A 25,796-nucleotide genomic window follows, 5' to 3' on the forward strand; every position below is an offset into this window, starting at 1 on the left:
GATACCGTGCTGTCCGGGCATAGTGAAATTAACCTTCAACAGTGAATCCCATACTACGTGCCGTACCTTCAACCATGCGCATAGCTGCTTCTACATCAGCTGCGTTTAGATCTTGCATTTTAGTTTCGGCAATTTGCTTAACTTGGTCTTTAGTAACCTTAGCGACCTTGTTAGTATTAGGTTCACCGGAACCGTGTTCAACACCAGCGGCTTTCTTTAATAGGACAGCGGCTGGAGGGGTTTTGGTTACAAAGTCGAACGAACGATCTTCGTAAACAGTAATCACAACTGGAATAAGCATTCCTGCTTGATCAGCAGTACGTGCGTTAAATTCCTTGGTGAAACCCATAATATTAATTCCAGCTTGACCTAAAGCAGGTCCAACTGGAGGAGCGGGTGTTGCTTTACCCGCAGGTATTTGTAGTTTAACTACATTAGCTACTTTTTTAGCCACGAGACATACCTCCTTAAGTCCGTGTGTGGTAAATGAAGATTAAAATTTCTTCTCCCACGTTAATTTATGCAATACGCATACTAGATAAATATACCACGTTTATTTAAACGTGACAATGAGTAATTTACTGAGAATCTGCTTCTAAGGGTTTAACTTGATCAAATTCAAGTTCAGTGCTGGTTTCTCTACCAAACATATCAATGTTAACTTTGAGTTTTCCCTTAGTATTATCAATCTCAGTAATCTTACCAGAAAGACCTTTGAACGCTCCTTCAACGATGGTAACTGTGTCACCAACTTGGCTATCCAATGGCTTAACATGCTTTTTTACCCCAATGGTCGACATTACGTTATCAACCTCTTCAGGTAATAAGGGATTAGGCTTAGAACCTTGCCCATGAGAACCAATGAATCCAGTAACACCTGGCGTGTTTCGAACAACATACCAAGCTCTATCAGTCATTACCATTTGAACCAAGACGTACCCTGGGAAAGTTTTGTTCATTACAACTTTTTCTTTGCCATTCTTAACTTCATGTTCCTCAGTTTCTGGGACCACAATGTCAAAAATATAGTCTTCCATTCCCATAGATTCTTTTCTAGATTCAAGATTCATCTTAACTTTGTTTTCATAGCCAGAGTATGTATGCAATACATACCATTGCTTCTCAGCAGTCTCTACCACAATGATTATCTCCTTTAACTTAAAACAAAATAAAAAAACTCCGCGTAAACGAAGTTCTTATCACTAAAGTAACTATAACAGAAATTAACATACTAATCTAGTTTAGGCCAACAACTTCAAAGCTGCTTGAATAGCCCAGTCAATTACACCAAGGAAAATTGCAAAAAAGATGGTGGTCCAAACAACGATTGAAGTATCAGTTCTCGTTTGTTTAGCGTTCGGCCAAACAACCACTTTCATTTCTGCAACAACGCTTTTTAAAAAGTTCCAAAATCGTTTCATGTAAATTCCCCTCTTAGCGAGTTTCGCGGTGCAACGTGTATTTTCCACAATGCTTACAAAATTTATTTACTTCCAATCGTTTAACGCGATTAGGATTGCTAGCAATGGTGTAGTTTCTTGAACCACATACAGAACAGGCTAGTGCCACTTTTTTCTGTGCCATAAGCTGCACCTCCTTAATATCTAATTTATATTATCATCAATAGGGACATTAGTCAATTCGATTAATCTCATGATACTTGCGTCGGCAACGTGCCATCGCATTCTTCAATCTCATCATATTTTCATCAGAAAGGTTAGCCATTTTTTCAAAGGTAAGGTTTTCAAGAGACTTAATAACCACTAGCCTTTCCACTACTGAAGATTTTTTCATTAGAATCTGTAAATTTTCATAGATTGAAAGCACTCGCTCTGGATTAGCAGCATGAACGTCAGCAATTGTATCCGAATAAAACTGGCTGTAAGCACTAAAAGATGCTTTTTTGGAATCAGGAAGTCGCTTTTGTGCCCGTTTTCTTCGTAAAATATCATATAGTCGATTTTTTAAATTCGTTTTGTAATAGCTGCCAAAGGTTACATTTCGACTTGCATCATATCGAATAATTGTCCGGTGAAGAACAATGGCCGCTTCTTGCTTCCAATCTGATAGCTCCATGTCTGAAACGTAAAAATCATTCCACAGTTTTAAATAAATTGGTGCATATTTTTCAAATAATTTAATAAAGTCAGCATCATTCCACTTAGCGTCTTCAATTAGTTTTAACTCTTTAGCACGTCCATTTTCTTTGTTCACAAGTTGGTTCTCCCCTCAATCAATTAATTAACAATTAATATCGTACCCAAGTAGATTTAATCAAAACAAGCGAACAAACGTTTGATACAGAAAATTATCCACTAACCAATTTTTAATATCGAAAATCCGATATTAAGGTAACAAAAAAGGAATGATCCAAAAGTATCATTCCCAAACTTAATTATTTAATTATAACGGATGACGGGAGTTAAATCCCTGATACATCACAAGACCCGCTGCTACCGAAGCATTAAGACTCTGAATATCGCCTACCATTGGAATCGTGAGGGTCTCATCGACCTGTTTCTTAAGAAGAGGAGCGATTCCCTTACCTTCACTACCAATGATTAATGCAGAAGCTCCACTTGCATCCCAGCGCCGATAATCGGTTCCCTTCATATCCGTTCCAAAAATCCATAGGCCACGATCTTTAAGTTCTTTAACGGTATTAACCAGGTTAGTAACTCGTGCAACTGGGACACGTTCAATGGCCCCCGCTGATGTTTTTGCTACCGTTGAAGTCAATCCCACCGCACGACGTTTAGGAATAATAATGCCATGAACTCCAGCAGCATCCGCAGTTCTAATGATCGAGCCTAAGTTATGTGGATCAGCAATATTATCCAAAATAACGAAATACGGCTTTTCGCCCTTGGATTGGGCATTCTCAAATAAATCATCAATTGAAGCATATTTAAAAGAAGCAATTGCGAGCATCACTCCCTGATGATTCTGATTGTCTGACATTAGGTCTAGTTTCTGTTTAGGGACTTTCGAAATGACTAGATGACGTCCATTTGCCAAACGAATGATGTTTTTAACCGTGTCATCATCCTGACTAATTCCACTTTGCAAAAACACCTTATTAATCTCTTGATCCTTACTTCGCAAGGCAGCAACTGCCGGATGTCTTCCAATTATAAAGTCTTCATTATCTCTCATATTCCACTCTCCCAGCGTCTACTTGATCAATGCACCACTTGGCCAATTCATCAAGACGCTTGTCCTGACCACTAAGTGATAAGAAACCAAAAAGGGCTTCAAAACCAGTTGAGATCCGATAAGTAACAACACTCGTATTCTTAGCATGGGTATAGCTCTTAGCGTTGCGCCCACGTTTAAAGAAGTAAGCCTCTTCATCACTTAGAATTCCATCCTGCTTCATAAGATCAATTAGTCCAGCTTGAGCTTTAGCGGATACGTACTTGGTGGCAAACCGTTGTAGTTGGTTTGGTCTAGCAATTCCCTCATCAATTAGATGACGTCTGATATATACCTCATAAACTGCATCCCCCAAATAAGCCAATACAATTCCATTTAACTGTCGATATTGAATATTGTCGTCCGCTTCACTCATCTAAATTAATTTTCCCTTCTGAACCGTGTTCCTTGCGGTGTATCTTCTAGTATAATTCCCTTATTTTTTAATTCATCACGAATTTCATCGCTTCGGGCAAACTGCTTGTTCTCCCGAGCGTCATTTCTTTCTTGAATTAATTCTTTAACTTTATCATCATTTAATTCGCTACTTTGGAGTTTAATTCCAAAAATGGAAGACAACTGTTCCAGTCGCTTCATCAACAATTTGATTGATTCTTTAAAAACAATGGGACGTTCCGCGTAGACATTGCCGAGTTTAGCTAGCTCGTAAACCTTTGCAATTCCATTTTGAACGTTAAAATCATCATCCATGGCATCCTGAAAATCAGCTTGAATTTGCCGAATTTCCTGATCTAATTTTGGATCATTGTAAGCCTCAGCATCCTTTAATCGGTAATTTAAATTGTCAAAGGCGGTTTGGATTTTTTGCAGATTAGTAGCTGCTTCGTCAACTCCCTGCTGGCTAAATCGAATTGGACGCCGGTACTGGGTAGTTGAGATTAGAAACCGAAGTGCCTGGGGGTTATCCTTTTTCAAGAGATCGTGAACCGTCACAAAGTTTCCCTTTGATTTACTCATCTTTTCATCATCGTCGCCGACGGTAACAAAACCATTATGAAGCCAGTAATTAACAAACTTCTGATCAGTCTTGGCTTCACTTTGAGCCCGTTCATTTTCATGGTGAGGAAACTCTAAATCGATTCCACCTCCGTGGATATCAAAAGTATTACCCAAATACTTAGTTGACATCACTGAGCATTCAATGTGCCAACCCGGGCGTCCCTTCCCCCACGGTGAATCCCATGAAATCTCGTCTGGTTTTGCTTTTTTCCAGAGGGCAAAATCAATTGGATCCTCTTTCTGGGCCAGTTCTTCACTTGAAACGTGTTCACTTGCACCACTCTCAAGATCATCAATGTTCTCATGACCTAACAGGCCATATGATTTAAACTTTCGGGCACGATAGTAGACCGTTCCGTTAACATTGTAAGCATATCCCTTATCAATTAAATCAGCCACAAAGGCAATGATGTCTTTAATATTATCCGTTGCCCGTGGGTTAACGGTTGCGGGCTTTACGTTTAGAGCTTTAGTATCTTCCATGTAAGCATTGATGTACTTATCAGCTAACTTAGGAACCGTAGTTCCCTCTTTCTTTGCTTCGTTAATCATTTTATCGTCAACGTCAGTAAAATTGGACACATAGTTCACTTGGTAGCCACAATACTCCAGATACCGCCGAATGGTATCAAACGCTACCACGCTTCTAGCATTACCGATATGAATGTAGTTATAAACAGTTGGACCACAGACATACATATTAACCACACCGGGTGTAATCGGCTCGAATTTTTCTTTTTCATTTGTAAGTGAATTATAAACTTTTAGCATGTCCAACCTCCTAATTATTATTCAATACTAACATACTCATAATGACCCAAATCAATGATCCCATCCATTATGAACTAGACCAATTGAAAAGAAAATATTTTACTTTTTTAGTGCTGTCTTCAATGCTTCACCAATGGTCGAGACACCAACTACTTGAATATTCTTTGGTGGCGTCCATCCCTTTAAGTTATATTTGGGAACAAGTACTCGCTTAAAGCCTAACTTTTGGGCCTCAATAACGCGTTGTTCAATTCGATTAACCCGTCGAATTTCACCAGTCAAGCCAAGTTCACCAATGTAACATTCTTTTGGATCGGTTCCCACGTTTTCGTAACTGGAAGCAATACTGATTGCCATTGCCAGATCAATCGCTGGTTCATTTAACTTCACTCCACCAGCAGCCTTTAAATAGGCATCCTGATTTTGCAACATTAATCCAGCTCGTTTTTCTAAAACCGCCATAATCAACGAGACCCGGTTCCGATCAAGACCAGAAGCGGTCCTTTGTGCGTTCCCAAAAACCGATGGAACAATGAGAGCCTGTAATTCCACCAGAATCGGACGAGTTCCCTCCATTGCTACCACAATGGCAGAGCCGGTGGCATTTTTTAAGCGTTCTTCCAGAAAAATTTCGGATGGATTTTTAACCTCTTTGAGACCGTCTTCGTCCATCTGAAAGATTCCTAGTTCGTTAGTAGAACCAAATCGATTCTTAACGGCCCGTAATAGTCGATAAGAGTGATGTTTGTCTCCTTCAAAATAAAGGACGGTATCCACCATGTGTTCAAGTGTCTTAGGTCCTGCAAGCGTTCCACCCTTGGTAACATGACCCACTAAGAAAATAGTAATCCCATTCGTTTTAGCAATATTCATTAAGTCAGAGGTAACTCCTCGAACCTGGGTCACAGATCCAATGGCAGAGGGAATTTCATCCTCCTGCATGGTCTGAACTGAATCAATAATGACCGTATCGGGTTTTACTTCTTCAATGGCTTTTCTGATTGAAGCCATGTCAGTTTCAGGATAAATGTATAAATTACCATTTTCGGAAACATTCAGTCGATCAGCCCTCATTTTAATCTGATCGGCACTTTCTTCTCCCGAAACATAGAGGACCCTTTGTCCTGATTCAGCCAACTGACCAGAAACTTGCAAGAGTAAGGTCGACTTACCAATCCCTGGATCACCACCAATTAATACCAGTGAACCAGGTACGATTCCACCACCCAGGACACGATTTAATTCATTTGAATCCACCTGAACTCTAGGAGCACTTTCTGCGTTGACTTGTCCGATTAACTGTGGTTGTGATTTGTTGCCACTAAGGGAAACTCGACTAACATTAGCCTTTTTCGGATCGTTCTTCTGAACGGTCTGTTCCACCATCGTGTTCCACTCACCACAGTTGGGACAACGTCCCATATAACGTGGTGAAATGTATCCACAGTTGGAACAAACGTATTGTGTTTTTGTTTTAGCCATTAAATCATTTCCTAACTATTTGCCAGAAGAACCAAATCCCCCATTTCGAGTTAATTTTGGTCCTTCATCTTTGTCCGCTAATAAATAAGGCATAAAGATTCCCTGTCCAATTCGGTCACCCTTTTTAATCTTGCGATCAACGATGCCGAAATTTAAAATCTGAACAAAAATCTCCCCCTCATTACTTTCATTATTATAGTAATCAGCATCAATGACACCAATCCCATTAGGAATCACTAAGTTTCGTTTAAGTGGATTACTCGAACGATTTGCGATAATCAATACTTCGTTTGGTTGCATGTAAGCCTTGATTCCGGTTGGAACCAAGAACGGTTTTAGAGCCTTTTCTGAAGCCATAATAGCTTGCTGATCTAAATTTTTTTGTGCCTTGATAATGGCAAACGCATGCATCAAACCGGTTTTCCAGATTGATGGGATGGTCATGTCACAAGCACTGGCAAAGTCATAGCCAGCCGCTTTTTCCGTTGCTCGTTTTGGTAACGTTAAATTTTCGTTCTGATATTTTGAAACAATTTCAAAGCCTCTTAGCATAATCGATTACCCCTTCATTTCTCAAAAATTCCTACTATTATTTTACCAGTCTTTTCTAAAATTTGACATTGCTTGACAAAATCATGAAGACCAGTGAAAATTAATATTAGTGGTCAAGTTACTGAAAGTAACGACTTAATTTGAAGGGGAACAATCAAATGAATTCAGCAGATCAGCGAGAGTTAAAGAAACACGTTGGAAAAGAAGCTGTTAAACACGTTAAGGATGGAATGGTTTTAGGTCTTGGATCGGGAACCACCATCAAGTACATGGTAGATGCTCTAAGCGAACGCATTAAGAACGAAGGCTTAGACATTATTGGAGTACCAACTTCTAACAAGACTAAGCGTTATGCTGAAAGTCTTGGGATTACCACCAAGGATGTCGACAAAGTCGATCACATTGACCTCACCATTGATGGGGCTGATCAGATCGATAAGAACTTCCAAGGAATTAAGGGTGGCGGTGCAGCGCACTTGATGGAAAAAATCGTTGCCATTAACTCTGATCGTAATATGTGGATTGTTGATGAAAGTAAGATGGTCAAAAAGCTCAACTATCCACTTCCACTTGAAGTAATTCCATACGGTAGTGGTCAACTTTATCGCCGTCTTAATCGAATGGGACTTCATCCAAAGTTCCGGCAAAGTGGTCATGGAGGAAAGCTAACGACTGATTCCGGTGATTACATCATTGATCTTGGACTACCAGAGATCACCACCCCAGTTCAACTAGGTGAAAAACTTGATAGTATGACCGGAATTGTGGAACATGGTTTATTCCTAAACATCGTTAATACCATTATTGTGGAACATGCTGACGGTCCAGAAACAATCGAAGCCCGTTAGGTTCGAGAAATTACAAGAATAATTACGCAAAGTCTTAACAATCTTAGCCAATAAAAAGGACGAAAACTTAAGTAAAAGTTTTCGTCCTTTTTATTTTACTTCAGATACGTTTTATCCAAAATGTCTAAATCGGGATCAAAGGTATAGATGATAGGACGGCCATTTTTAACTTCGACTCCATCAATTCCCTTATCACTAATGTTTTCTAAGTATTTAATTAACGCTCGTAGAGTACTTCCGTGAGCCACTATCAATTGATTTTTGCCATCAAGAAGTCGAGGAGCAATCTCATCCTGCCAATATGGAATCATACGATCATAAGCCATTTTAAGACTTTCTGCTGGTGGTTCAACCACTCCCAGTCGTCGATACTTTCGCACCGGCGGGACTTCGTCTAATTTCGGTGGGACCGCATAAAAACTCCTTCGCCACTTCATAAACTGGGTATCTCCTACCCGTTTTCTAACTTCTTCTTTATTTTGGCCCCTTAATGCACCATAATGCCGCTCGTTTAAGCGCCAACTCTTGTGTTCAGGAATAAAATCCTGATCAATCACATCTAGGACAATCTCCGCGGTAACAATAGCACGTTTTAAAACGGAAGTATGGACGTCACTGAATTGAATCCCGGTTTCTTTTAACCGTTTGCCAGCTTTAATGGCTTCTTCAGCACCCTTTTTAGTTAGTGGGACATCACTCCATCCAGTAAAGGTATTAGTGTGATTTGCGACACTTTCGCCGTGTCTCATAATTACTAATTTACTCATCCAATCGCCTCAATAAACTAAGATTACTTACTTTCCTCAATCGTCTTGTCATTTAACATGGTGGCATCGGTCTCCTTGTAGCGTTCTCCGATAAAGGTAACCACGGAACCAATCAAAATGATCACGATCCCGACGACGGTTGGCAAATTGATCTTCTCACCAACAAAAATCATGGCTAAGATTGGTGCCAAACCAGGTTTTATGAAGAATACTAGGGACGCAATTGAAACCCCGGACTCCTGCATGGCCAAGAAGTAGAAGGCAAATCCACCACCAGTCACACAAACTCCAATAAAAAACAAAATCCAAAAGTTTTGTAAGTTAACATCTTTCAAAATGGGAATAGCAGCGAACTGGCTTAACCATCCCACCGTTTTCATTCCGCTAGCAACAGCAGGAATGTTGGTAATCAATGATAGAACAAAAAGTTCAAAAGAACCAGCAATAAATGTAAAACAGGTAATGGTTATCCCATCTAAATTCCTTTTCACCGAACAGGATTGTGACAAAATACTATAGAAACCAAAGGTAACCGCTGACAGAAGGGATAAAATAATTCCAACTGGATTAGTCAGATTAAACGGATTGACAATCACAATTAATCCAATAACGGAAATAATAAGCGAAATTAAATTTGCTCGTCCAATTCGTTCGTGCAAAATGAAATAGGCAAAAATAACTGCAAATACTGGATTACAACTAAACAAAACGGCCACAATGGCTGGTTTATCATAAACGATGGCTAACTGATACAAAGTCATGCTGATAACCACACATGCAAATCCGGTAAACGCAAAGGCTTTCCAGTCATCTAGATTAAGCTTCCGCCGTCTTTTATGTAACTCATAAAAAGCAAACGGCAACAATACTACCCCACCAATGAAGAATCGCAGTAAATTTAACTGAATTGGATTAAACTCACTGCCAGCAACCTTTAAGGCAATCTCCATCGAACTAAACATTAACGTTGAAATTAAAACATATATCACTGATTTTTTCACTTTACACTACTACTCCCATTCTTTACTTGTCTATTTTTCAATTGACTCGTCTTAATGGATCTGTTGTACGATCACCATTAAAATGGGTAAAACAATCAAACTGATGATGGTCGTCTCAGTAACCATCAATGAAGCATAATCAGCGTCCGCACCATACTTTCTGGCAACAATTGGGGCATTTGTCATAACTGGCATGGCCGCTTGCATGATAAAGACCTGTTTCATTAAAATTGGCATTCCGGTTGGAATTACCAAGAGCGCCATGAGGGATGGCGAAATGATAAACCTTCCTAGTAAGATCCCCCAATTGGAAGCACTCAAATCGAACTTGGCAAGATTGACATTTGCCATTGAAATTCCAATGAACATCATGGAAAGTGGAATCGTCAAGTTCCCGACGTACTGAAAATCACTCATTAAGAAACTAGGTAGTTTGATCCTAAGAAGGACCAAAATGACCCCAATAATGAATCCTAGAAGTGGCGGTGAAAGGATCTTCCCGATCGTCTTTTTCCAATCAAACTTGGAATTGGCATCCCCGTCCATTTGAATTAGGTAAACTCCAATGGTCCAGAAAAACGTCGTGTTGGCCATGTAGTACACCAGAATGTATGGGAGGCTTTGTGCTCCAAACAACGCCATATTAACCGGCAAACCAACAAAGACCGTATTAGAATTTAAAAACATCGATTCAAACAAGCCCCGATGATACTTTTTAATGCGAATAACTCGTGCAATTGCCACAGAAATGCCGAACATGATCAACATACTTACCACGGGGAACCGCAAATCTGGCAGGGTCGAAAGTAGAGTATTAGCCGTAAAATCATGACCAATGGTGTAAATCATGTAACACGGTAAAGCAACGTCAATCACCAATTTTACAATTAAGTTCGTGGAATCATCGTTGAACCAATGCCGTTTTGCCAAAACAAAACCAAGTATAATCATGATTAACACGATTAGTATTCCTGAAATACTTTTAAAAAAGATCCCCATTAGACCATCCTATTCCTATAAATTTAACTTAACTTATTGTACCATATGATTTTGTGCCATTAAAAACTACTATAATGGGACAATATGGTTATATTAAAATATACTAAAAAGTTAAGAAATAACTAGCGTTTGTCTTCAAGACTGCTATATAATTTGAACCAGTATTAATAATAAGTGGGGGCTGCACATGTCAAATAACGATAACAATAATGACAATTATCAATCACGTAATCGTCGGTCCGGTAATCCACACTTTGCGGAACCACAATCTGAACCCGCCGTTGATTATGATGAAGAACCACACCATCCAATCGCATGGACCTTTATGGCCGTCGTCTTACTAATTGTCCTCATTGGACTAGCGTTCGGATTTCGAGCTTATACGCAAGCACGTCATTCGTTTGGCGGAACGTTTCAAGATGATGGCATTGGAAAATCACGAAACGTATCTGGGATCCTCAAAAAAAGAAAGCCCTTTTCCATCCTATTGATGGGAACCGATACAGGGGCACTGGGGAGACATGACGTTGGTCGTACTGACACAATTATCGTTGCCACCGTTAATCCACAAAAAGAAACTACTTACTTAACCAGCATCCCTCGTGATACTAAAGTGGTTGTTAACGGCGATTCCCAACCATACGAAAAAATTAACGCAGCCTATACCATTGGCGGTCCTAAAACTGCCATTTCTACCGTCCAGGATCTTCTTAACGTTCCCATTGATTATTTTGCTATTGTCAACATGGGCGGATTAAAACAGATGGTGAATTCAGTCGGTGGAGTTGACGTTAAACCACCACTCACATTCAAATATGGCAATGCAAACGTAGTTAAGGGCAAAATGACTCACCTAGATGGAGACCAAGCCCTTGACTATTCCAGAATGCGTGATGACGATCCAAAGGGTGATTATGGACGGCAACAACGGCAACGTCAAATTCTGGAGAAGCTTGTGATGAAAGGAATGGGAATTTCTTCCATCCCTAGGTACCAACAAATTCTTGAATCACTAAACGGCAATCTCAAGACTGATTTGTCATTTGATGACATGATTGCGATCAGATCCAAGTATGGTCCAGCTACTCATCACATTAAGTCGGAAACACTACAGGGAAATGAAGCCATGATTAATGGGATTAGTTACCAAGTAGCTCAACCCGATGAGCTAATGAACGTTTCTAATCATATTCGAACAACTTTGAATCTCGATCCTGCTAAGGGATTAACTTCCAAGCAACAACAAACTAACTCCCCTAGTAACGGAAATGGCGGGAGTCAAGCTAATAATCAAGATTCAAGTGATAACCCTGGTTCCGCTTCAACCGCGCCAGCATACTAAAAAAAGCACTTCACATAACGTGAAGTGCTTTTTTATTTTAATTTAATTTTTTATCTAATTTCATTTAAATCAAGGCCTAATGCTTTGGCAACCCGAGTTCCATATTCAGGATCAGCCTTATAAAACTGTCTAGTCTCCAGAACCTTAATCTCATGGTTATTAACGGAACCTAAAGCGCCCTTGATGGTCTGAATCAAACGATCTCGTTCTTCAGGCTTCATAACATGGTAAAGCTTTCCAGCCTCACTGTAATAATCGGTATCGTAAGGTTTAAAAGCACCAGTTTCACCCTCGACCTTATCAGGACTGATCGAAGCACTGAGATCCTCAACTGGGCCGCCCTTACCATTTGGCTCATAGTTAACCGATCCGTCTTGTCCTTGTGCCATTAAGCCATCTCGTTCATAGTTATGAACACCATCAACAGGACGGTTGACCTTAAGCTGTTCATAATTAGCTCCTAAACGGTATCGCTCGGCATCCTTGTAGGCAAACAAACGTCCTTGTAACAGTTTATCTGGACTAGCTTCGATTCCAGGAACTAGGTTAGCTGGTGAGAAAGCCAATTCCTCAACGTCGTCAAAATAGTTAGTTGGGTTTTGATTAAGGGTAAATTCACCAACTTCTTGCAGTGGGTAATCTTTATGAGAAACAACTTTAGTGACATCAAAAATGTCAGGATTATAGTCAATTCCAGCTTTATATGGAAGAATTTGGACGTAAACCTTCCATGTTGGATAGTTCTTTTGTTCAATCGCATCGTACAGGTCATGAATAAGGTAATCCGTATCCTTAGTAGCTGCTTCGGAAGCTTGCTCATTCGTCATGTTTTTAACACCTTGTTGACTAATAAAGTGATACTTAACCCAAAATGGAGTTCCTTCTTTATTAACCCACTTATAGGTGTGACTACCATAACCATTCATGGTTCGGTAACTAGCCGGATTACCACGATCACCCATCAAATAGGTTACCTGATGAACTGATTCCGGTGAATGAGACCAGAAGTCCCACTGCATTTCTTGAGAACGCAAGTGAGTCTTAGGATCACGTTTCTGAGAATGAATAAAATCAGGAAACTTAAGGGGATCATTTACAAAGAATACCGGAGTATTGTTTCCGACGATGTCATAATTACCCTCTTTGGTGTAAAACTTTAACGCAAATCCACGAACATCCCGCACTGTATCAGGATAACCAGCTTCTCCTGCAACCTGAGAAATTCTGATTGTCATTGGGGTTTCTTTCCCCTTTCCGTTAAAGATGTCGGCCTTAGTGTACTTGCTCATATCATGAGTTAGTTTAAAAACACCCTTGGCACCAGCACCCTTAGCGTGGACAACTCGTTCTGGAATTCGCTCACGATTAAAGTGAGCTAACTTTTCCAGTAGTTGATAGTCTTGCATTAAAACTGGGCCACGAACCCCAGCAGTTTGTGAATGTTCATTGTTGGCCCATGGTTGGCCAGCTTCAGTTGTTAATTTATCTGTCATAATCACACCATCCCTTGATAATTAATTAATATACCCACTTCTTTAAGTTAATCCTAGCGCGCTGAAAGTCAATCAAAGGAACCTAAAAGCCAAAAAATAACACCTAATCTTAAGAAAGATTAGGTGTTATTTGAATCATTATTCAATTATGCGGCCAAGAAGACTCGAACTTCCACCGGGATAAATCCCGACAAGATCCTTAATCTTGCGCGTCTGCCAATTCCGCCATGGCCGCATTGCTACAATAAACATCATAGCAAATTTAACGACGAAGCGCAATGAATTTTTGAATTAATCTTCACCACGAATGGTAGCACCATCACGATCAAGATCAATTAACCGACATTTTCCGTCCAACTGATCATTACTTTCAATCTTGCTTTGTAAGGTCGTTAAGTGATCATAGTCACCTAACGTAATGATTGAGGAACCCACTCCACTAATGTAGGTTCCATAGATTCCTAATTCATGAGCGGTTTGTTGAATAACCTTAAAGTCTTTAAAGTCATTTCCCTGACCGGTTCGAATCAGACTATCAGCTTCAACCATATGAGCAGCCTTATCCCAATCTTTCTGCATTAAAGCCGCGACAAACACATTCGAAGCACTACTAGTTTGAACCTCTTGGGCAAATTTAATTTCCTTGGGGAAACGTTCCATCCCCTTCTTTTGAGTAATTTTCTCGTTTCTGATAAAGACCAAGGCTTGCATTTCGTCAGGCATATGAGCTTTTACCACGTCGGTTTTACCATCTTCATAATGAGAGATGGTAATGTCACCTAAAATTGCCGAAGCAATGTTATCTGGATGACCCTCCATCCGACTACCAATGTTAATCTGATCATTAACAGATAAGTTCATGTTTTCGAGTTTGTTGGCAATCTTAATTCCCGCTGCAATTGCCGTAGTGCTCGAACCCAGTCCTTTTTCAAGCGGAACATCTGACATTACCGTTAGTTGGTGGGGCATAATCTTAGGATTGACCTTCAAAATAGTTTGAACCACTAGGTTCTTGTCGTCGTGAGGGACTGAGTCACCAAAAGCGTGGTTAACCCGCCATTTTTCCGTCTCTTCTTCAACAATAACCGTGTAATACATGTGAAGAGCAAGTCCGATTGAACTATATCCGTTTCCAACGTTTCCTGAGGTTGCAGGAACTCTAACAATAATTTTTTCCATGATATTTCACTCCTTTTTAACTAGTTTTAGCTTACCACGACACTTACTACATACAAAGCGGGAAATATTTACCCGTCGCTTACGTCGATAGATCTGACCACAATTCGTACACTGGTAAAAATAATAAATTGTCGATTTTGCTTTTAAATTAGGGGCATATCTACTTCCACCAACAGCTTTAAGTAACTGCTTAAATTCTTTAGAACGATGATTAGCTGAGTAACCAGCTAGGTGTAAATGATAATGAACCAGCTCATGCTTAATGATTCCAATCAGTTCATCCTCTGAAATCACATCTGCCATTTTTCGATTAATATCAATATTATGGTCTTTTAAGTGATAACGACCACCCGTTGTTTTCAGGCGACCATTAAAATAAGCCCGATGCTTAAACGGTTTTCCAAACGACTCTAACGAAATTCGTTCAACTAACTTCTGTAATTCATCATCTTGCAACTGGCTTCGCTCCTATTCTGGTCCCACCATTGAAAGTTGGATACGTTTTCGATCAAGATCAACGTCTAAGACCCAAACATCAACAATATCACCAACGGAAACGACCTTTGCCGGATCCGAGATAAACTTGTGACTCATTTTAGAAATATGAACCAGACCGTCCTGCTTTACTCCAATGTCAACAAATGCTCCAAAATCGGTTACATTTCGCACCGTTCCTTGTAATTTCATTCCGGGTTTTAAATTATCAATCTTCATGATGTCTGATTTCAAGAGGGGCTTAGGCATGTTATCCCGTTGGTCTCGTCCTGGATTCTTAAGACTAGTCAGGATATCGGTCACGAGTTGTTGATCAATTGATAATGATCGGGACAACTGTACTGGATCAGCTTTTTCGAGTCGTTTCTTGCCATCTTCAGAACTAAAGTTATCAAGGGTTAATCCCAATTCATTTAAAATTTGCTTAGCTTCTGGATAACTTTCTGGATGAATATCAGTGTTATCCAGTGAATTCTTACCGTTGATAATGCGCAAAAAGCCAACCGACTGCTCAAAAGCTTTTGGTCCAAGCCGCTTAACCTTTTTAAGCTGATTACGATTCGAAAACATACCGTTTTCATCCCGATACGTCACAATGTTTTGGGCAATGGACTTTGAAAGACCCGAAACATGTTCTAAAAGGTCCGGGCTCGCGGTATTCAAGTTCACCCCAACTTGATTAACCGCCGTCTCAATCACTCGGTCCAACTGGTCATCGAGATTACTTTCAGAAACATCGTGTTGATACTGACCAACCCCAACCGCCTTAGGATCAATCTTGATTAGTTCCGCAAGCGGATCCTGTAAACGACGTCCGATGCTAATTGCAGACCGTTCCTCAACATGTAAATCTGGAAACTCTTTTCTGGCATTGTTACTAGCGGAGTAAACAGACGCTCCTGCTTCATTAACAATTACGTAATGAACCGGATAATTAATCTTCTTAATGGCATCCGCCACAAACTGTTCTGACTCACGGGAAGCCGTTCCGTTTCCAATCGCAATCATTTCAACGTGATACTGTTTAATTAAATCAATGAGTTGTTGCTTTGCATGGGCTTGCTCGGAAGCAGTGGCTGGTTTGGTTGCTTTAATAATTTTCTTGGTTAAAAATTTGCCACTAGCGTCAATCACAGCAAGTTTACATCCCGTTCGATAAGCTGGATCAAATCCTAGTACTACTTTCCCCTTGATAGGCGCCTGCATCAACAAGTGATACAGATTTCCACCAAACACTTCAATGGCATGTTTTTCGGCCGTCTCAGTCATATTAGAACGAATTTCACGTTCAATGGCAGGACCAATAAACCGCTTGTAAGCATCTTTTCCAGCTTCTTTTACGAACGCCACAGCTGGTCCCTTATGATTACCAACCACATGGAAATCGATGTAATGCATGATGGCATTCACATCAACATCCAGTTTCACGTTTAAAACCTTAGCTTTTTCACCACGGTTAATGGCCAGGATTCGATAACTAGGAACTGCTTTTGCTCGTTCACTAAAGTCATAGTAGTCACTATAAACGCCACCATCATCATTTTCCTTTCCTTTGGTTTTAACCTTGGTCACTAAAATGGCATTCTTGAGGGTATAATTTCGAATCCACTCTCTAAGCTTAGCGTTATTACCAATTGCATCAGCAATGATTTCATGGGCTCCGTCTAAAGCATCATCAGTTGAATCAACGTTCTGCTCATTATTTACAAACTTTTGCGCCAACTGGACTAAGGGTTGATTACGAAACTGTAAAATGGCAGCTGCAAGTGGCTCTAAACCACGTTCTTTAGCAACCGTAGCTTTGGTCTTGCGCTTCTGTTTGTATGGAAGGTAGAGATCTTCAACTATTTGCATGCTTTCTGCGTTTAAAATTTCATTCTTTAGCTGTGAGGTTAATTGTCCTTCTTCATCAATCTTTTTAATGACTTCGGTTTTTCGATGACTGAGTTTCTCTAATCGTTTGTAGGTATCCTCGAGTTCCCTAATCTGAACTTCATCTAAGTTTCCGGTTCGTTCTTTTCGATAACGGGCGATAAAGGGAACGGTATTTCCATCATCTAGCAGTTCTAGGGTGACTTCAATCTGTCGTTTTGAAATGTGGGGTAAGGCCCCGGCGGTTTTGTCAACTAACGTTTTATCCATCTCTTAATCATCTTCCTTCAAAGAAAAACTCCATTAAATAATTAACGGAGTTTAGTACACTTACATTTACTTATTTCCAAAATGTGTCATAAACATTAATTGGAAGGTGACGCTTATGTTGGGTTTTCAAATACCAGTTTTCAATGACTTGAGCTGCGTCTGAACTAATATCTTTTCCCTCCAAGAAGTCATCAATATTTTTATAACTGACCCCTAGTGCCTTCTCATCTGGAAGTGACGGACGATCGTCCTCGAGATCAGCCGTTGGGGTCTTCTCGTAAAGATGTTTAGGAGCACCAAGATATTCCAACAATGCGCGTCCTTGACGCTTGTCTAAACGCCAAATAGGAACAATATCTGAAGCTCCATCCCCAAATTTGGTATAAAATCCAGTCACCGCCTCGGCAGCATGATCAGTTCCAAGGACAATTCCTTGATTAGCACCGGCAATCGTAAACTGAGCAATCATTCTAGTCCGAGCCTTAATGTTACCCTTATTAAAGTCCGAAATAGAATCTCCATTGGCTTCCACCGCTTTAACCATCGAGTCAACCGATGCCTTGATGTTGACACGTTCCACACGATCAGCATCCATGAAATCAATGGCTTCCATTGCATCGGATTCATCAGACTGTTCGCCATAAGGAAGTCGAACGGCGATGAATTGGTACTCCGTATCTCCCGTTTCCTCTCTTAACTCGTTTATGGCCATGGCAGCTAATTTTCCGGTTAAAGTCGAATCTTGCCCACCAGAAATTCCTAGTACAACCGATTTAATAAAGGAATTCTTTTGAACGTAATTCTTGATAAAATCAACGCTACGACGAATTTCAGTTTCTGGATCAATCTTTGGCTGCACCTTTAAGTCATCAATAATTTGTTTTTGAAGTTGTTTTTGCTTTTCATCCATCGTACTCACCTACTCTAATTTTTGTTCAACCCCATTATGAATCTGATTAATCAAATTCATCTTGTGATCCCAAGCTTTCTTAGAAAGGTCAACCGGATAATCTTGTGGATTAAGCTGACGCTTGTATTCAGGCCACAAAGCTCCAAGTGAGTCCTTAGCATGTTGCTTGGTCTCTTCTAATGATGGCAAAGAATAAACCTGTTTTCCATCTTTAAAAATATCCTTAAGGAGTGGCTTAGCATTAAAGTTCTTAATGGTCTTATTGATGTAAGTGAAGTGGGGATGAAACATGAACAATGACGACTGTTCTTGTGGATCTTCCCCGGCAAGGGTGATGTAATCACCCTCGGACTTCCCATCATCTTTTTCAGTAATTCTCCAAACCTGCTTCTTTCCAGGAGTTGAAACCTTTTCAGCATTGTTAGAAAGCTTAATGGTATCAACCATGTGACCCTGTTCATCCTCAACTGAAACCAGTTTGTAAACTGCGCCCAGTGCGGGTTGATCAAAGGCCGTAATTAACTTGGTTCCAACTCCCCATGAATCAATTTTAGCATTCTGCATCTTCAAACTGCTAATGGTATACTCATCTAAATCATTGGAAGCAACGATTTTAACGTCTTTAAAACCAGCGTCATCCAGCATTTCTCTAACTCGTTTGGATAGATAAGCCATATCACCGGAGTCAATTCGAACTCCCTCAAAGTTAATTTTATTACCCATCTTTTTAGCAACCTTAATGGCATTAGGAACTCCACTTTTGATCGTATCAAAGGTATCTAACAAAAAGGTGCAGTTCTTATGCGTCTGAGCGTATGCCATGAAGGCATCGTAGTCATTTCCAAACGATTCGATCAACGAGTGCGCCATTGTTCCACTAACCGGAATGCCGAATTCTTTACCAGCTAACACGTTAGAAGTGGCATTAAAACCACCAATGTAAGCAGCTCGCGTTCCCCACAGTGCAGCAGAAACTTCTTGAGCTCTTCGACTACCGAATTCCATTAGCGGATCATCACCCGCTATCATACGAATTCGGGCAGCCTTAGTTGCAATTAGTGTCTGGTAGTTCACCATGTTTAAAATGGCAGTCTCAACTAACTGACATTCCGCAATCGTTCCCTCAACTTGGACGATTGGTTCATTGTTATAAACCAGGTCACCTTCAACAGCAGAACGAACGGTTCCGGTAAATTTAAAGTTCCGTAAGTAATCCAAAAATTCATCGGAATAATCTCCAACTGATTTTAGATAATTAATATCGTCTTCGGTAAAGTGAATGTGGTTAATGTACTCAATGATATGCTTTAATCCAGCAAACACGGCGTAACCATTTCCAAATGGCATGTCTCTGAAAAATACTTCAAAAACCGCATGGCGATTTTGCATGTGTTTCTCAAAGTAAGTTGCCATCATATTGATTTCATAATCATCAGTGTGTAAAGTTAAATTATCAGGATCTCTTAATGTTGACATTTTTAAATCTCCTTTAGCTAGAAGCTAAGACACTGTTACTTAAGTCACATTGTATCACAAATTCAACCTAAGGAAGGATATCAAATGACCCCTAAATTTAAGACCACCAACATCGTTTCAATTCCCTTTGTTAACACGACTTTCAATGATTTTATGAGGACACTTGAAGCTCGCATTAATGATCACAAAAACACGTTTGTGGTAACGGCTAATCCAGAAATTGTGGTGTATGCGGATCATCATCCCCAATACCAAAAAATTCTGAAATCAGCCACCTATGTCGTTCCAGATGGAATTGGAATTATTAAGGGAGCCCAAATGTTGAATGATCCCATTTCCGAAAGAATTACCGGTTATGATATTTTTTGCCGCTTATTAGAATGGGGCAATCAGAACAACAAATCAGCATACTTTCTGGGTGCTAAACCAGAGGTGGTGTTTGACCTCCGCAAGATTCTAACGGTTAACTACCCCAATTTAAACATTGTTGGGATGCAGGATGGTTATTTCAAAAATGAGACTCCCATCGTTAGTACCATCGAAAATCATGATATTGACATGATCTTTGTGGCCACTGGATTTCCCTTCCAAGAGGAGTTCATTGAGAAGTATAGAAACAAAAACAACGGCTTATGGATTGGCGTTGGTGGTAGTTTTGACGTACTTGCTGGTCACACCCAAAGAGCACCACAATTTTGGATTGATCATCACATTGAGTGGTTGTATCGCCTAATCAAGCAGCCCACCCGCTTCAAACGGATGCTAGCAATTCCAGAATTCCTAAAATTAGTCAGAAAACAAAAAAAGGATGAGAGGTAATCTCATCCAGAGCGGATCCACTTGTGGGTCCGTTTTTTATTTATTTAAATAAAATTCAAAGCGTTCGGCCGCATACTGAGTTTGAACAAATTCAAATGGTTGTTGGTTTTGAAGATAGGAAATCTGCTTTAATTTTAGGATTGGGGCCTTTGCATCAATGTCAAGTAAATCGGCAATCCGATCAGTGGCTAAAATGGCCGAAATAAACTGTTTCGCACTTCTTGGACGAAGACCTTTCTTATCCTCTAAAGAACGATACAGAGAACTTGAGACATCTTCTTCACTTAATCCTTCAACCATGGAAGCATTCACCGCCGCTACCTCGTAACAGATTGGTACTTCATCACCATATCGAATCCGATTCATGCGCAGCACTCGATCATCCTGACTAAGTCCCAGGACGGAAGCTTCCTTAAATGTTGGTTCCACAATCTTATACGATAGTGTCTTAGTGGAGGGTTGTTTGCCTTGTGCCAGCATGATGTTAGTAAAACTCGTGACTCCTGACATCTTCTCTTGTACCTTTTGATTGGTAACATACGTCCCTGATCCGGCCACACGTTTTAAAATACCATCTTCAACAAGCGCTTGCACAGCCTGTCTAAATGTCATCCGACTAACCCCATACTGTTCGGACAATTTCCTTTCAGAAGGAATTCTGGTCCCTACTTTCCAGCTCCCATTCTCAATCTTGTTCTTGATATCATCGTGAATCTTAATATAAACAGGTACTGTCATAATTACTCCTACCTTGGTATAAAAAAATCGACTAACATCTGTTAGTCGATTTTACACCAATAATTAGTATTGGGCTAGCTGGGTTCGAACCAGCGCATCACAGGATCAAAACCTGTTGCCTTACCACTTGGCTATAGCCCAAGAATTAATGGAGGGGAGTGGATTCGAACCACCGAACCCGAAGGAGCGGATTTACAGTCCGCCGCGTTTAGCCAGACTTCGCTACCCCTCCATAATAAATGAGTAATTCGTAGCAACGAATCAACGTTTATTATATTACACGGAAATGATGGTTTCGTCAACACTTTTTTGCAAAAAATAAAAGACGCTAACTTTACAGCGCCTTTCATTATCGTGATTTTAATTAACTCCATCCATTAACTTCTTAACTGGTTTGATCATCAATAGTAAGACAACCCCAAATGCAATGGCAACCAGTCCAACAATTCCGAAGTATGCAATTTCATGTCCAGGAGTATAGAACTTAACAATTTGTGAGTTAACGGCCTGCCCGGCAGCATCAGCTAAGAACCACATACTCATCATCTGTGACTCAAATGCCTTAGGGGCAAGTTTAGTGGTAACTGATAAACCAATTGGAGAAATCAACATTTCAGCAATTTCAACAATGGCCCAACTACCAATTAACCAGAGTGGACTAACCTTAGCAGATGATCCAAACAAGAAGATTGGAATGATCATGAATAAGTATGAAAGTCCGGCGAAAAACATTCCCCAAGTAAACTTAGCTGGTGAACTTGGTTCATCTTTTCTCTTTGCAAGATAGGTCCACAAGAATGCAAAGAGTGGTGTATAAATCATAATAAATAATGGGTTTAATGACTGATACCACGTTGCATTAATATGAAGAAATCCTAAGTTATTATTAGTCTGATTTTCAGCAAATAAAGCTAAAACAACTGATCCTTGTTCTTCAATTGCCCAGAATACCGCCGCAGCGATAAATAATGGGATGTAAGCTAAGACCCGTGAATGCTCGGTCTTCGTAACCTTCTTACTCCGCAAAATAACAACAAAGTAAATAATGGGAGTTAAGATTGCGATGATACTTAATAACAAAACAAAATTATCAATGCTCAAAACCTTGAAGTACCACATTCCTGCGATAATAGCAGCAAAAACAGCTAAGCCACCAATGATTTCAAGAACTAACCGATTTAAATCGTCTGGTTCTAAGGGATCACTTGGATATAAGCCATCGATACTCAAAGTCTTTTTACCACTGAAGTAGTAATAAATTAAAGCAAAGAACATTCCAATCGCAGCAAGTGAGAACCCAGCGTGGAAGTTAAAGTCCATTCCAACGGTTCCGACTAGGATTGGAGCTATAAATGATCCTAAGTTAATTCCAAAAACAAAAATCGTAAATCCGGTATCTCGCCTTGGATCATTTTCACCATACAGAGCACCAACCATTTCAGAAACATTTGGTTTTAAAAGCCCAGTACCAACGGTGATCAATACGATCGAAATAAATAATGCTCCGGCGCCAAATGGTAACGACAAGACCACGTGACCAAACATGATTAAAATTCCACCGTATAGAACGGTCTTTCGACTACCCCAGACACGGTCACTTAGATAACCACCTAAAACTGAGGTTAGAAATACCAGTGAACCGTAAATCGCCATAACTGAAGCTGCGGTGGTTGGAGAGAATCCTAATCCACCCTTTGCAACTGAGAAATACATGTAGTACAGAAGAATTGCACGCATCCCATAGTAACTAAATCGTTCCCACATTTCAGTGAAGAACAGTGTTTGCAGCCCCTTTGGCTGTCCAAAGAACGCATGGTCGAGACTTTTCTCGCCTTGTCCGTCCATAAAATCTCCTCCTGTCAATCTTTTAACAATTATCAGAAATAATACCATTCTTGATTTTCATTTACAATCATATTTCGACAAAAAATTTGTTAGAATAGTGATTATCAAGGAAAAGGAAGTGGATATGTTGTTTAAGGAATTTAAAGAATTTATATCACGTGGAAATGTTATCGACATGGCCGTTGGAATTATCGTTGGGTCTGCCTTTACTTCCATCGTAACGTCATTGGTTAATAATATTTTTAATCCGTTTATTGGCCTATTCTTAGGAAAAATCGATCTTTCATCTCTGGCAATTACCGTTGGTAAGGCGAAGATAAAGTATGGGTTGTTTCTAAATTCGGTAATTAATTTCTTATTGATTGCTTTTATAGTGTTTTTATTAATTAAATTCATTAATAAATTATCTAACAAAAAACAAGAAAAGAAGGCTCAAGAACCGAGCCTTACTGATCAATATCTTGCAGAAATTATTAAACTGCTTAAAAAATAAATTTCCCTTTAAACATCAACTTTTTGTTGATGTTTTTTTATAACATATCCAAGTATCTGTCTCGTTCCCATTGGGAAACATTTTGTCTGTAAGCATTCCATTCCATGTTTTTAGCGTCCAAGTAGTTTTGATACATGTGAGGACCCATGGCCTTCTTCATGAGTGGATCGGCTTCATAGGCTTTTAGTGCGTTATGAAGAGTAGAAGGTAAGTTTTCAATGTGGTCTAACTTACGTTCCTGACCATCCATGTGGTAAATGTTACGGTCAATTGGTTCACCTGGTTCAATCTTATTCTTGATTCCATCTAATCCAGCTTCAAGAATTGAAGCAATTGCTAAGTATGGGTTAGCTGAAGGATCGACACTTCTAAGTTCAAGTCTAGTACTTAAGCCACGGCTGGCTGGAACTCGAACTAATGGTGAACGGTTGGATGCAGACCATGCCACGTAGACAGGAGCTTCAAATCCAGGAACTAGACGCTTGTATGAGTTAACGATTGGATTACATACAGCTGTTAATGCCTTAGCGTGCTTTAAAAGTCCACCTAAGAAGTAATATGCCGTTTGTGATAACTGAAGATCACCATCTTTATCGTAAAAGACGTTGTCGCCATCTTTATCAAATAATGACATGTTAATGTGCATTCCTGATCCGTTAATACCATTCAAAGGTTTTGGCATAAAGGTTGCATATAAACCGTATTTTCTAGCAACGGTTTTTACAACTAACTTAAAGGTTTGGATGTGGTCAGCAGTTACAACCGCATTATCATACTGGAAGTCAATTTCATGTTGGCCAGATGCAACTTCATGATGAGAAGCTTCAACCCGAAAGCCCATGTTTTCGAGTTCTAAGACCATATCACGACGAATATTGGCTGCCAAATCCATTGGTGCAAGGTCAAAGTAACTTCCATGATCATTTAATTCAGTGGTAGGGTTACCCTTATCATCCATCTTGAATAGGAAGAATTCAGGTTCTGGACCAATGTTAAAGTTGGAAAAGCCCATTTCTTTCATTTCACCAAGAACACGAATCAAGTTGTTTCTTGGGTCACCGACAAACACCTTACCATCGGAAGTGTGAACACTACATGTTAATCGAGCAACTTTTCCGTGTTCATCACCCCATGGAAATACCATCCACGTTGAGAGATCTGGGATAAGATACATATCACTTTCCTCAATGCGGACGAATCCGTCAATTGAAGAACCATCAAACATAATCTTCCCATCTAAAACTTTGTCCAATTGGTTAACGGGAACTTCAACATTTTTGATGCTACCCATTAAATCAGTGAACATTAATCTGATAAATCGTACATCTTCATCTTTTACCATCTGGCGAATGTCGTCTTTTGTATAATCATGTACCATAAGTAATCTCCCTTATTTTAAATACTTGCCTTGTTGCTTTAAATCAGAATCATCATACAAGCGTCCAGCCTTTAAAATATCGTCCTTTAAATACTCACGCACATCTTCATCACTAAGTGATTGATTACTATCATGTAAAGCTTTTCGACGACGTTGTTTTTCAAAAACTCGCTTAACCTGAGCAATTGTCATTCCCTCAACTAAATAGTTGTGAATTTCAAGAATTTGATCGACGTTTTCTAATGAATATAAGCGTCGGTTCCCTGAGGTTCGTTTAGAATGAACAAGGCCCTGATCATCGTAATATCTTATTTGTCTGGATGATAAGGAAGTAAGCTTCATCACGGTTCCCATTGGGAGAACCGCCAAGGATTTCCTTAATACTTTCTCACTCATATGCATATCTCCCTGATATGAGACCATTCTATTCGTTATTGGTATAAGCGTCAATATGGTATGTTATAAAAAGTAACATACAATTCAAGTTATTCTAAAAATTAAGGCTAATTAAAAAGGCATCAGAGATTATTTAATCTCTGATGCCTTCATTATGTATATGGATCATTTAATCCATTATTATTTTTATTCACTCGTTATTTCTATGTCGGAATTCAAACGTCATTAAGAATGAATAAAACAAGATTTATGCCGGCTGCAGGATTTGAACCTGTGACCCTCGGTTTACGATACCGATGCTCTACCAGCTGAGCTAAGCCGGCAAAATGACGATAAATTAAAAGTGCTAACGGCAATTGTTGTTAGCACTCGGACATAGCTCCGGCAGGCGGGCTCGAACCGTCGACAACCTGATTAACAGTCAGGTGCTCTACCAACTGAGCTATGCCGGAATA

The 25,796-nt window shown here is 39.8% G+C and carries 27 protein-coding genes and 5 tRNA genes; 4 read left to right on the top strand and 28 right to left on the bottom strand.

Features of this window, described 5'->3' with window-relative positions:
• Positions 1-28: 28 nt before the first annotated feature.
• From rplK to LfDm3_RS04735, 10 genes are all read right to left on the bottom strand, one after another.
• Positions 29-454, bottom strand: coding sequence for a 50S ribosomal protein L11 (gene rplK, locus LfDm3_RS04695; RefSeq protein ID WP_010021774.1), 426 nt, complete (start codon positions 452-454; stop codon positions 29-31).
• Between the two features lie 124 nt (positions 455-578).
• Complete coding sequence (nusG, locus tag LfDm3_RS04700) at positions 579-1,139, bottom strand: transcription termination/antitermination protein NusG (RefSeq protein WP_010021773.1); 561 nt, start codon at positions 1,137-1,139, stop codon at positions 579-581.
• 102 nt (positions 1,140-1,241) lie between these two features.
• Positions 1,242-1,421: a preprotein translocase subunit SecE gene (secE, locus tag LfDm3_RS04705; RefSeq protein ID WP_010021772.1), complete on the bottom strand. Its 180-nt coding sequence runs from the start codon at positions 1,419-1,421 to the stop codon at positions 1,242-1,244.
• Positions 1,422-1,434: 13 nt separating this feature from the next.
• Positions 1,435-1,584, bottom strand: a complete 150-nt coding sequence (rpmG, locus tag LfDm3_RS06785) for a 50S ribosomal protein L33 (protein ID WP_010021771.1) — start codon at positions 1,582-1,584, stop codon at positions 1,435-1,437.
• Between the two features lie 48 nt (positions 1,585-1,632).
• Complete coding sequence (locus LfDm3_RS04710; RefSeq protein WP_039144555.1) at positions 1,633-2,214, bottom strand: sigma-70 family RNA polymerase sigma factor; 582 nt, start codon at positions 2,212-2,214, stop codon at positions 1,633-1,635.
• A gap of 189 nt (positions 2,215-2,403) precedes the next feature.
• A complete protein-coding gene (gene rlmB, locus LfDm3_RS04715; RefSeq protein ID WP_039144559.1) occupies positions 2,404-3,156 on the bottom strand; it encodes a 23S rRNA (guanosine(2251)-2'-O)-methyltransferase RlmB in 753 nt (250 codons plus the stop codon).
• Positions 3,146-3,571 carry a Mini-ribonuclease 3 gene (locus LfDm3_RS04720; RefSeq protein WP_039144562.1) on the bottom strand — a complete coding sequence of 142 codons (426 nt, stop codon included), beginning with the start codon at positions 3,569-3,571 and terminating at the stop codon, positions 3,146-3,148. The genes rlmB and LfDm3_RS04720 overlap by 11 nt, the downstream gene beginning before the upstream one ends.
• 5 nt (positions 3,572-3,576) lie before the next feature.
• On the bottom strand, positions 3,577-4,986 hold the full coding sequence (cysS, locus tag LfDm3_RS04725; protein ID WP_039144565.1) for a cysteine--tRNA ligase: 1,410 nt from the start codon (positions 4,984-4,986) through the stop codon (positions 3,577-3,579).
• Positions 4,987-5,085: 99 nt separating this feature from the next.
• On the bottom strand, positions 5,086-6,468 hold the full coding sequence (gene radA, locus LfDm3_RS04730) for a DNA repair protein RadA (protein WP_039144568.1): 1,383 nt from the start codon (positions 6,466-6,468) through the stop codon (positions 5,086-5,088).
• A gap of 15 nt (positions 6,469-6,483) precedes the next feature.
• Positions 6,484-7,020: a dCTP deaminase/dUTPase family protein gene (locus LfDm3_RS04735; RefSeq protein ID WP_039144570.1), complete on the bottom strand. Its 537-nt coding sequence runs from the start codon at positions 7,018-7,020 to the stop codon at positions 6,484-6,486.
• A gap of 158 nt (positions 7,021-7,178) precedes the next feature.
• Here LfDm3_RS04735 and rpiA point away from each other — a divergent pair, with 158 nt between their 5' ends.
• A complete protein-coding gene (gene rpiA / locus LfDm3_RS04740; protein WP_010021762.1) occupies positions 7,179-7,868 on the top strand; it encodes a ribose-5-phosphate isomerase RpiA in 690 nt (229 codons plus the stop codon).
• 95 nt (positions 7,869-7,963) lie between these two features.
• On the opposite strand, the gene LfDm3_RS04745 is transcribed toward rpiA, so the two are convergent.
• From LfDm3_RS04745 to LfDm3_RS04755, 3 genes are read right to left on the bottom strand one after another with little or no spacing between them, the layout of a single operon-like run.
• On the bottom strand, positions 7,964-8,635 hold the full coding sequence (locus LfDm3_RS04745; RefSeq protein ID WP_039144573.1) for a 2,3-bisphosphoglycerate-dependent phosphoglycerate mutase: 672 nt from the start codon (positions 8,633-8,635) through the stop codon (positions 7,964-7,966).
• A gap of 23 nt (positions 8,636-8,658) precedes the next feature.
• Positions 8,659-9,636, bottom strand: a complete 978-nt coding sequence (locus LfDm3_RS04750; RefSeq protein WP_052236616.1) for a DMT family transporter — start codon at positions 9,634-9,636, stop codon at positions 8,659-8,661.
• Positions 9,637-9,687: 51 nt separating this feature from the next.
• Positions 9,688-10,635, bottom strand: a complete 948-nt coding sequence (locus LfDm3_RS04755; protein ID WP_039144575.1) for an AEC family transporter — start codon at positions 10,633-10,635, stop codon at positions 9,688-9,690.
• A gap of 187 nt (positions 10,636-10,822) precedes the next feature.
• On the opposite strand from LfDm3_RS04755, the gene LfDm3_RS04760 reads away from it, so the two are divergent.
• Positions 10,823-11,977, top strand: coding sequence for an LCP family glycopolymer transferase (locus LfDm3_RS04760; RefSeq protein ID WP_039144578.1), 1,155 nt, complete (start codon positions 10,823-10,825; stop codon positions 11,975-11,977).
• 50 nt (positions 11,978-12,027) lie between these two features.
• Here the strand turns inward: LfDm3_RS04760 and LfDm3_RS04765 are convergent, their stop codons facing one another.
• From LfDm3_RS04765 to LfDm3_RS04795, 7 genes are all read right to left on the bottom strand, one after another.
• Positions 12,028-13,470 (bottom strand): catalase, encoded by a 1,443-nt coding sequence (locus LfDm3_RS04765; RefSeq protein WP_039144582.1) that lies wholly within the window; start codon positions 13,468-13,470, stop codon positions 12,028-12,030.
• 149 nt (positions 13,471-13,619) lie between these two features.
• Positions 13,620-13,705 (bottom strand) — tRNA-Leu (locus LfDm3_RS04770).
• Positions 13,706-13,761: 56 nt separating this feature from the next.
• Entirely contained in the window at positions 13,762-14,649 is an 888-nt protein-coding gene (gene thrB, locus LfDm3_RS04775; protein WP_039144584.1) for a homoserine kinase, read from the bottom strand.
• Between the two features lie 6 nt (positions 14,650-14,655).
• Positions 14,656-15,105 carry a SprT family protein gene (locus tag LfDm3_RS04780; RefSeq protein WP_039144587.1) on the bottom strand — a complete coding sequence of 150 codons (450 nt, stop codon included), beginning with the start codon at positions 15,103-15,105 and terminating at the stop codon, positions 14,656-14,658.
• Positions 15,106-15,117: 12 nt separating this feature from the next.
• A complete protein-coding gene (locus LfDm3_RS04785) occupies positions 15,118-17,286 on the bottom strand; it encodes a Tex family protein (protein WP_039144590.1) in 2,169 nt (722 codons plus the stop codon).
• A 70-nt stretch (positions 17,287-17,356) separates the two neighbouring features.
• A complete protein-coding gene (gene nadE, locus LfDm3_RS04790) occupies positions 17,357-18,196 on the bottom strand; it encodes an ammonia-dependent NAD(+) synthetase (RefSeq protein WP_039144592.1) in 840 nt (279 codons plus the stop codon).
• Positions 18,197-18,205: 9 nt separating this feature from the next.
• The gene (locus LfDm3_RS04795) at positions 18,206-19,672 is read right to left on the bottom strand and encodes a nicotinate phosphoribosyltransferase (RefSeq protein WP_039144595.1); all 1,467 of its coding nucleotides are present in this window, start codon (positions 19,670-19,672) and stop codon (positions 18,206-18,208) included.
• Between the two features lie 84 nt (positions 19,673-19,756).
• On the opposite strand from LfDm3_RS04795, the gene LfDm3_RS04800 reads away from it, so the two are divergent.
• Positions 19,757-20,491: a WecB/TagA/CpsF family glycosyltransferase gene (locus tag LfDm3_RS04800; RefSeq protein ID WP_039144598.1), complete on the top strand. Its 735-nt coding sequence runs from the start codon at positions 19,757-19,759 to the stop codon at positions 20,489-20,491.
• A 36-nt stretch (positions 20,492-20,527) separates the two neighbouring features.
• On the opposite strand, the gene LfDm3_RS04805 is transcribed toward LfDm3_RS04800, so the two are convergent.
• The 4 genes from LfDm3_RS04805 to LfDm3_RS04820 form a co-directional block, all read right to left on the bottom strand.
• Positions 20,528-21,229 (bottom strand): GntR family transcriptional regulator, encoded by a 702-nt coding sequence (locus LfDm3_RS04805; RefSeq protein WP_039144602.1) that lies wholly within the window; start codon positions 21,227-21,229, stop codon positions 20,528-20,530.
• 69 nt (positions 21,230-21,298) lie between these two features.
• Positions 21,299-21,370 (bottom strand) — tRNA-Gln (locus LfDm3_RS04810).
• 8 nt (positions 21,371-21,378) lie between these two features.
• Positions 21,379-21,461 (bottom strand) — tRNA-Tyr (locus tag LfDm3_RS04815).
• A 128-nt stretch (positions 21,462-21,589) separates the two neighbouring features.
• Positions 21,590-23,074: a peptide MFS transporter gene (locus tag LfDm3_RS04820; protein WP_010021744.1), complete on the bottom strand. Its 1,485-nt coding sequence runs from the start codon at positions 23,072-23,074 to the stop codon at positions 21,590-21,592.
• Between the two features lie 127 nt (positions 23,075-23,201).
• On the opposite strand from LfDm3_RS04820, the gene mscL reads away from it, so the two are divergent.
• A complete protein-coding gene (gene mscL / locus LfDm3_RS04825; RefSeq protein WP_039144668.1) occupies positions 23,202-23,567 on the top strand; it encodes a large-conductance mechanosensitive channel protein MscL in 366 nt (121 codons plus the stop codon).
• 37 nt (positions 23,568-23,604) lie between these two features.
• Here mscL and glnA read toward each other — a convergent pair whose 3' ends face one another.
• The 4 genes from glnA to LfDm3_RS04845 all read right to left on the bottom strand — a co-directional run bounded on the left by glnA (position 23,605) and on the right by LfDm3_RS04845 (position 25,793).
• Complete coding sequence (glnA, locus tag LfDm3_RS04830; RefSeq protein ID WP_039144605.1) at positions 23,605-24,945, bottom strand: type I glutamate--ammonia ligase; 1,341 nt, start codon at positions 24,943-24,945, stop codon at positions 23,605-23,607.
• Between the two features lie 12 nt (positions 24,946-24,957).
• Positions 24,958-25,341: a MerR family transcriptional regulator gene (locus tag LfDm3_RS04835; protein WP_010021739.1), complete on the bottom strand. Its 384-nt coding sequence runs from the start codon at positions 25,339-25,341 to the stop codon at positions 24,958-24,960.
• Between the two features lie 250 nt (positions 25,342-25,591).
• Positions 25,592-25,664, bottom strand: a tRNA-Thr gene (locus LfDm3_RS04840).
• A 56-nt stretch (positions 25,665-25,720) separates the two neighbouring features.
• Positions 25,721-25,793, bottom strand: a tRNA-Asn gene (locus LfDm3_RS04845).
• Between the last annotated feature and the right edge of the window lie 3 nt (positions 25,794-25,796).

The sequence above is a fragment of the Fructilactobacillus fructivorans genome (assembly GCF_000814735.1).
Classification (GTDB): Bacteria; Bacillota; Bacilli; order Lactobacillales; family Lactobacillaceae; genus Fructilactobacillus; species Fructilactobacillus fructivorans.

Coding starts and splice junctions, on each gene's coding strand:
- secE (WP_010021772.1), bottom strand. CDS start 1,421: ATGAAACGATTTTGGAACTTTTTAAAAAGCGTTGTTGCAGAAATGAAA.
- rpmG (WP_010021771.1), bottom strand. CDS start 1,584: ATGGCACAGAAAAAAGTGGCACTAGCCTGTTCTGTATGTGGTTCAAGA.
- rlmB (WP_039144559.1), bottom strand. CDS start 3,156: ATGAGAGATAATGAAGACTTTATAATTGGAAGACATCCGGCAGTTGCT.
- LfDm3_RS04720 (WP_039144562.1), bottom strand. CDS start 3,571: ATGAGTGAAGCGGACGACAATATTCAATATCGACAGTTAAATGGAATT.
- cysS (WP_039144565.1), bottom strand. CDS start 4,986: ATGCTAAAAGTTTATAATTCACTTACAAATGAAAAAGAAAAATTCGAG.
- radA (WP_039144568.1), bottom strand. CDS start 6,468: ATGGCTAAAACAAAAACACAATACGTTTGTTCCAACTGTGGATACATT.
- LfDm3_RS04735 (WP_039144570.1), bottom strand. CDS start 7,020: ATGCTAAGAGGCTTTGAAATTGTTTCAAAATATCAGAACGAAAATTTA.
- rpiA (WP_010021762.1), top strand. CDS start 7,179: ATGAATTCAGCAGATCAGCGAGAGTTAAAGAAACACGTTGGAAAAGAA.
- LfDm3_RS04745 (WP_039144573.1), bottom strand. CDS start 8,635: ATGAGTAAATTAGTAATTATGAGACACGGCGAAAGTGTCGCAAATCAC.
- LfDm3_RS04755 (WP_039144575.1), bottom strand. CDS start 10,635: ATGGGGATCTTTTTTAAAAGTATTTCAGGAATACTAATCGTGTTAATC.
- LfDm3_RS04760 (WP_039144578.1), top strand. CDS start 10,823: ATGTCAAATAACGATAACAATAATGACAATTATCAATCACGTAATCGT.
- LfDm3_RS04765 (WP_039144582.1), bottom strand. CDS start 13,470: ATGACAGATAAATTAACAACTGAAGCTGGCCAACCATGGGCCAACAAT.
- thrB (WP_039144584.1), bottom strand. CDS start 14,649: ATGGAAAAAATTATTGTTAGAGTTCCTGCAACCTCAGGAAACGTTGGA.
- LfDm3_RS04785 (WP_039144590.1), bottom strand. CDS start 17,286: ATGGATAAAACGTTAGTTGACAAAACCGCCGGGGCCTTACCCCACATT.
- nadE (WP_039144592.1), bottom strand. CDS start 18,196: ATGGATGAAAAGCAAAAACAACTTCAAAAACAAATTATTGATGACTTA.
- LfDm3_RS04795 (WP_039144595.1), bottom strand. CDS start 19,672: ATGTCAACATTAAGAGATCCTGATAATTTAACTTTACACACTGATGAT.
- LfDm3_RS04800 (WP_039144598.1), top strand. CDS start 19,757: ATGACCCCTAAATTTAAGACCACCAACATCGTTTCAATTCCCTTTGTT.
- LfDm3_RS04805 (WP_039144602.1), bottom strand. CDS start 21,229: ATGACAGTACCTGTTTATATTAAGATTCACGATGATATCAAGAACAAG.
- LfDm3_RS04820 (WP_010021744.1), bottom strand. CDS start 23,074: ATGGACGGACAAGGCGAGAAAAGTCTCGACCATGCGTTCTTTGGACAG.
- glnA (WP_039144605.1), bottom strand. CDS start 24,945: ATGGTACATGATTATACAAAAGACGACATTCGCCAGATGGTAAAAGAT.
- LfDm3_RS04835 (WP_010021739.1), bottom strand. CDS start 25,341: ATGAGTGAGAAAGTATTAAGGAAATCCTTGGCGGTTCTCCCAATGGGA.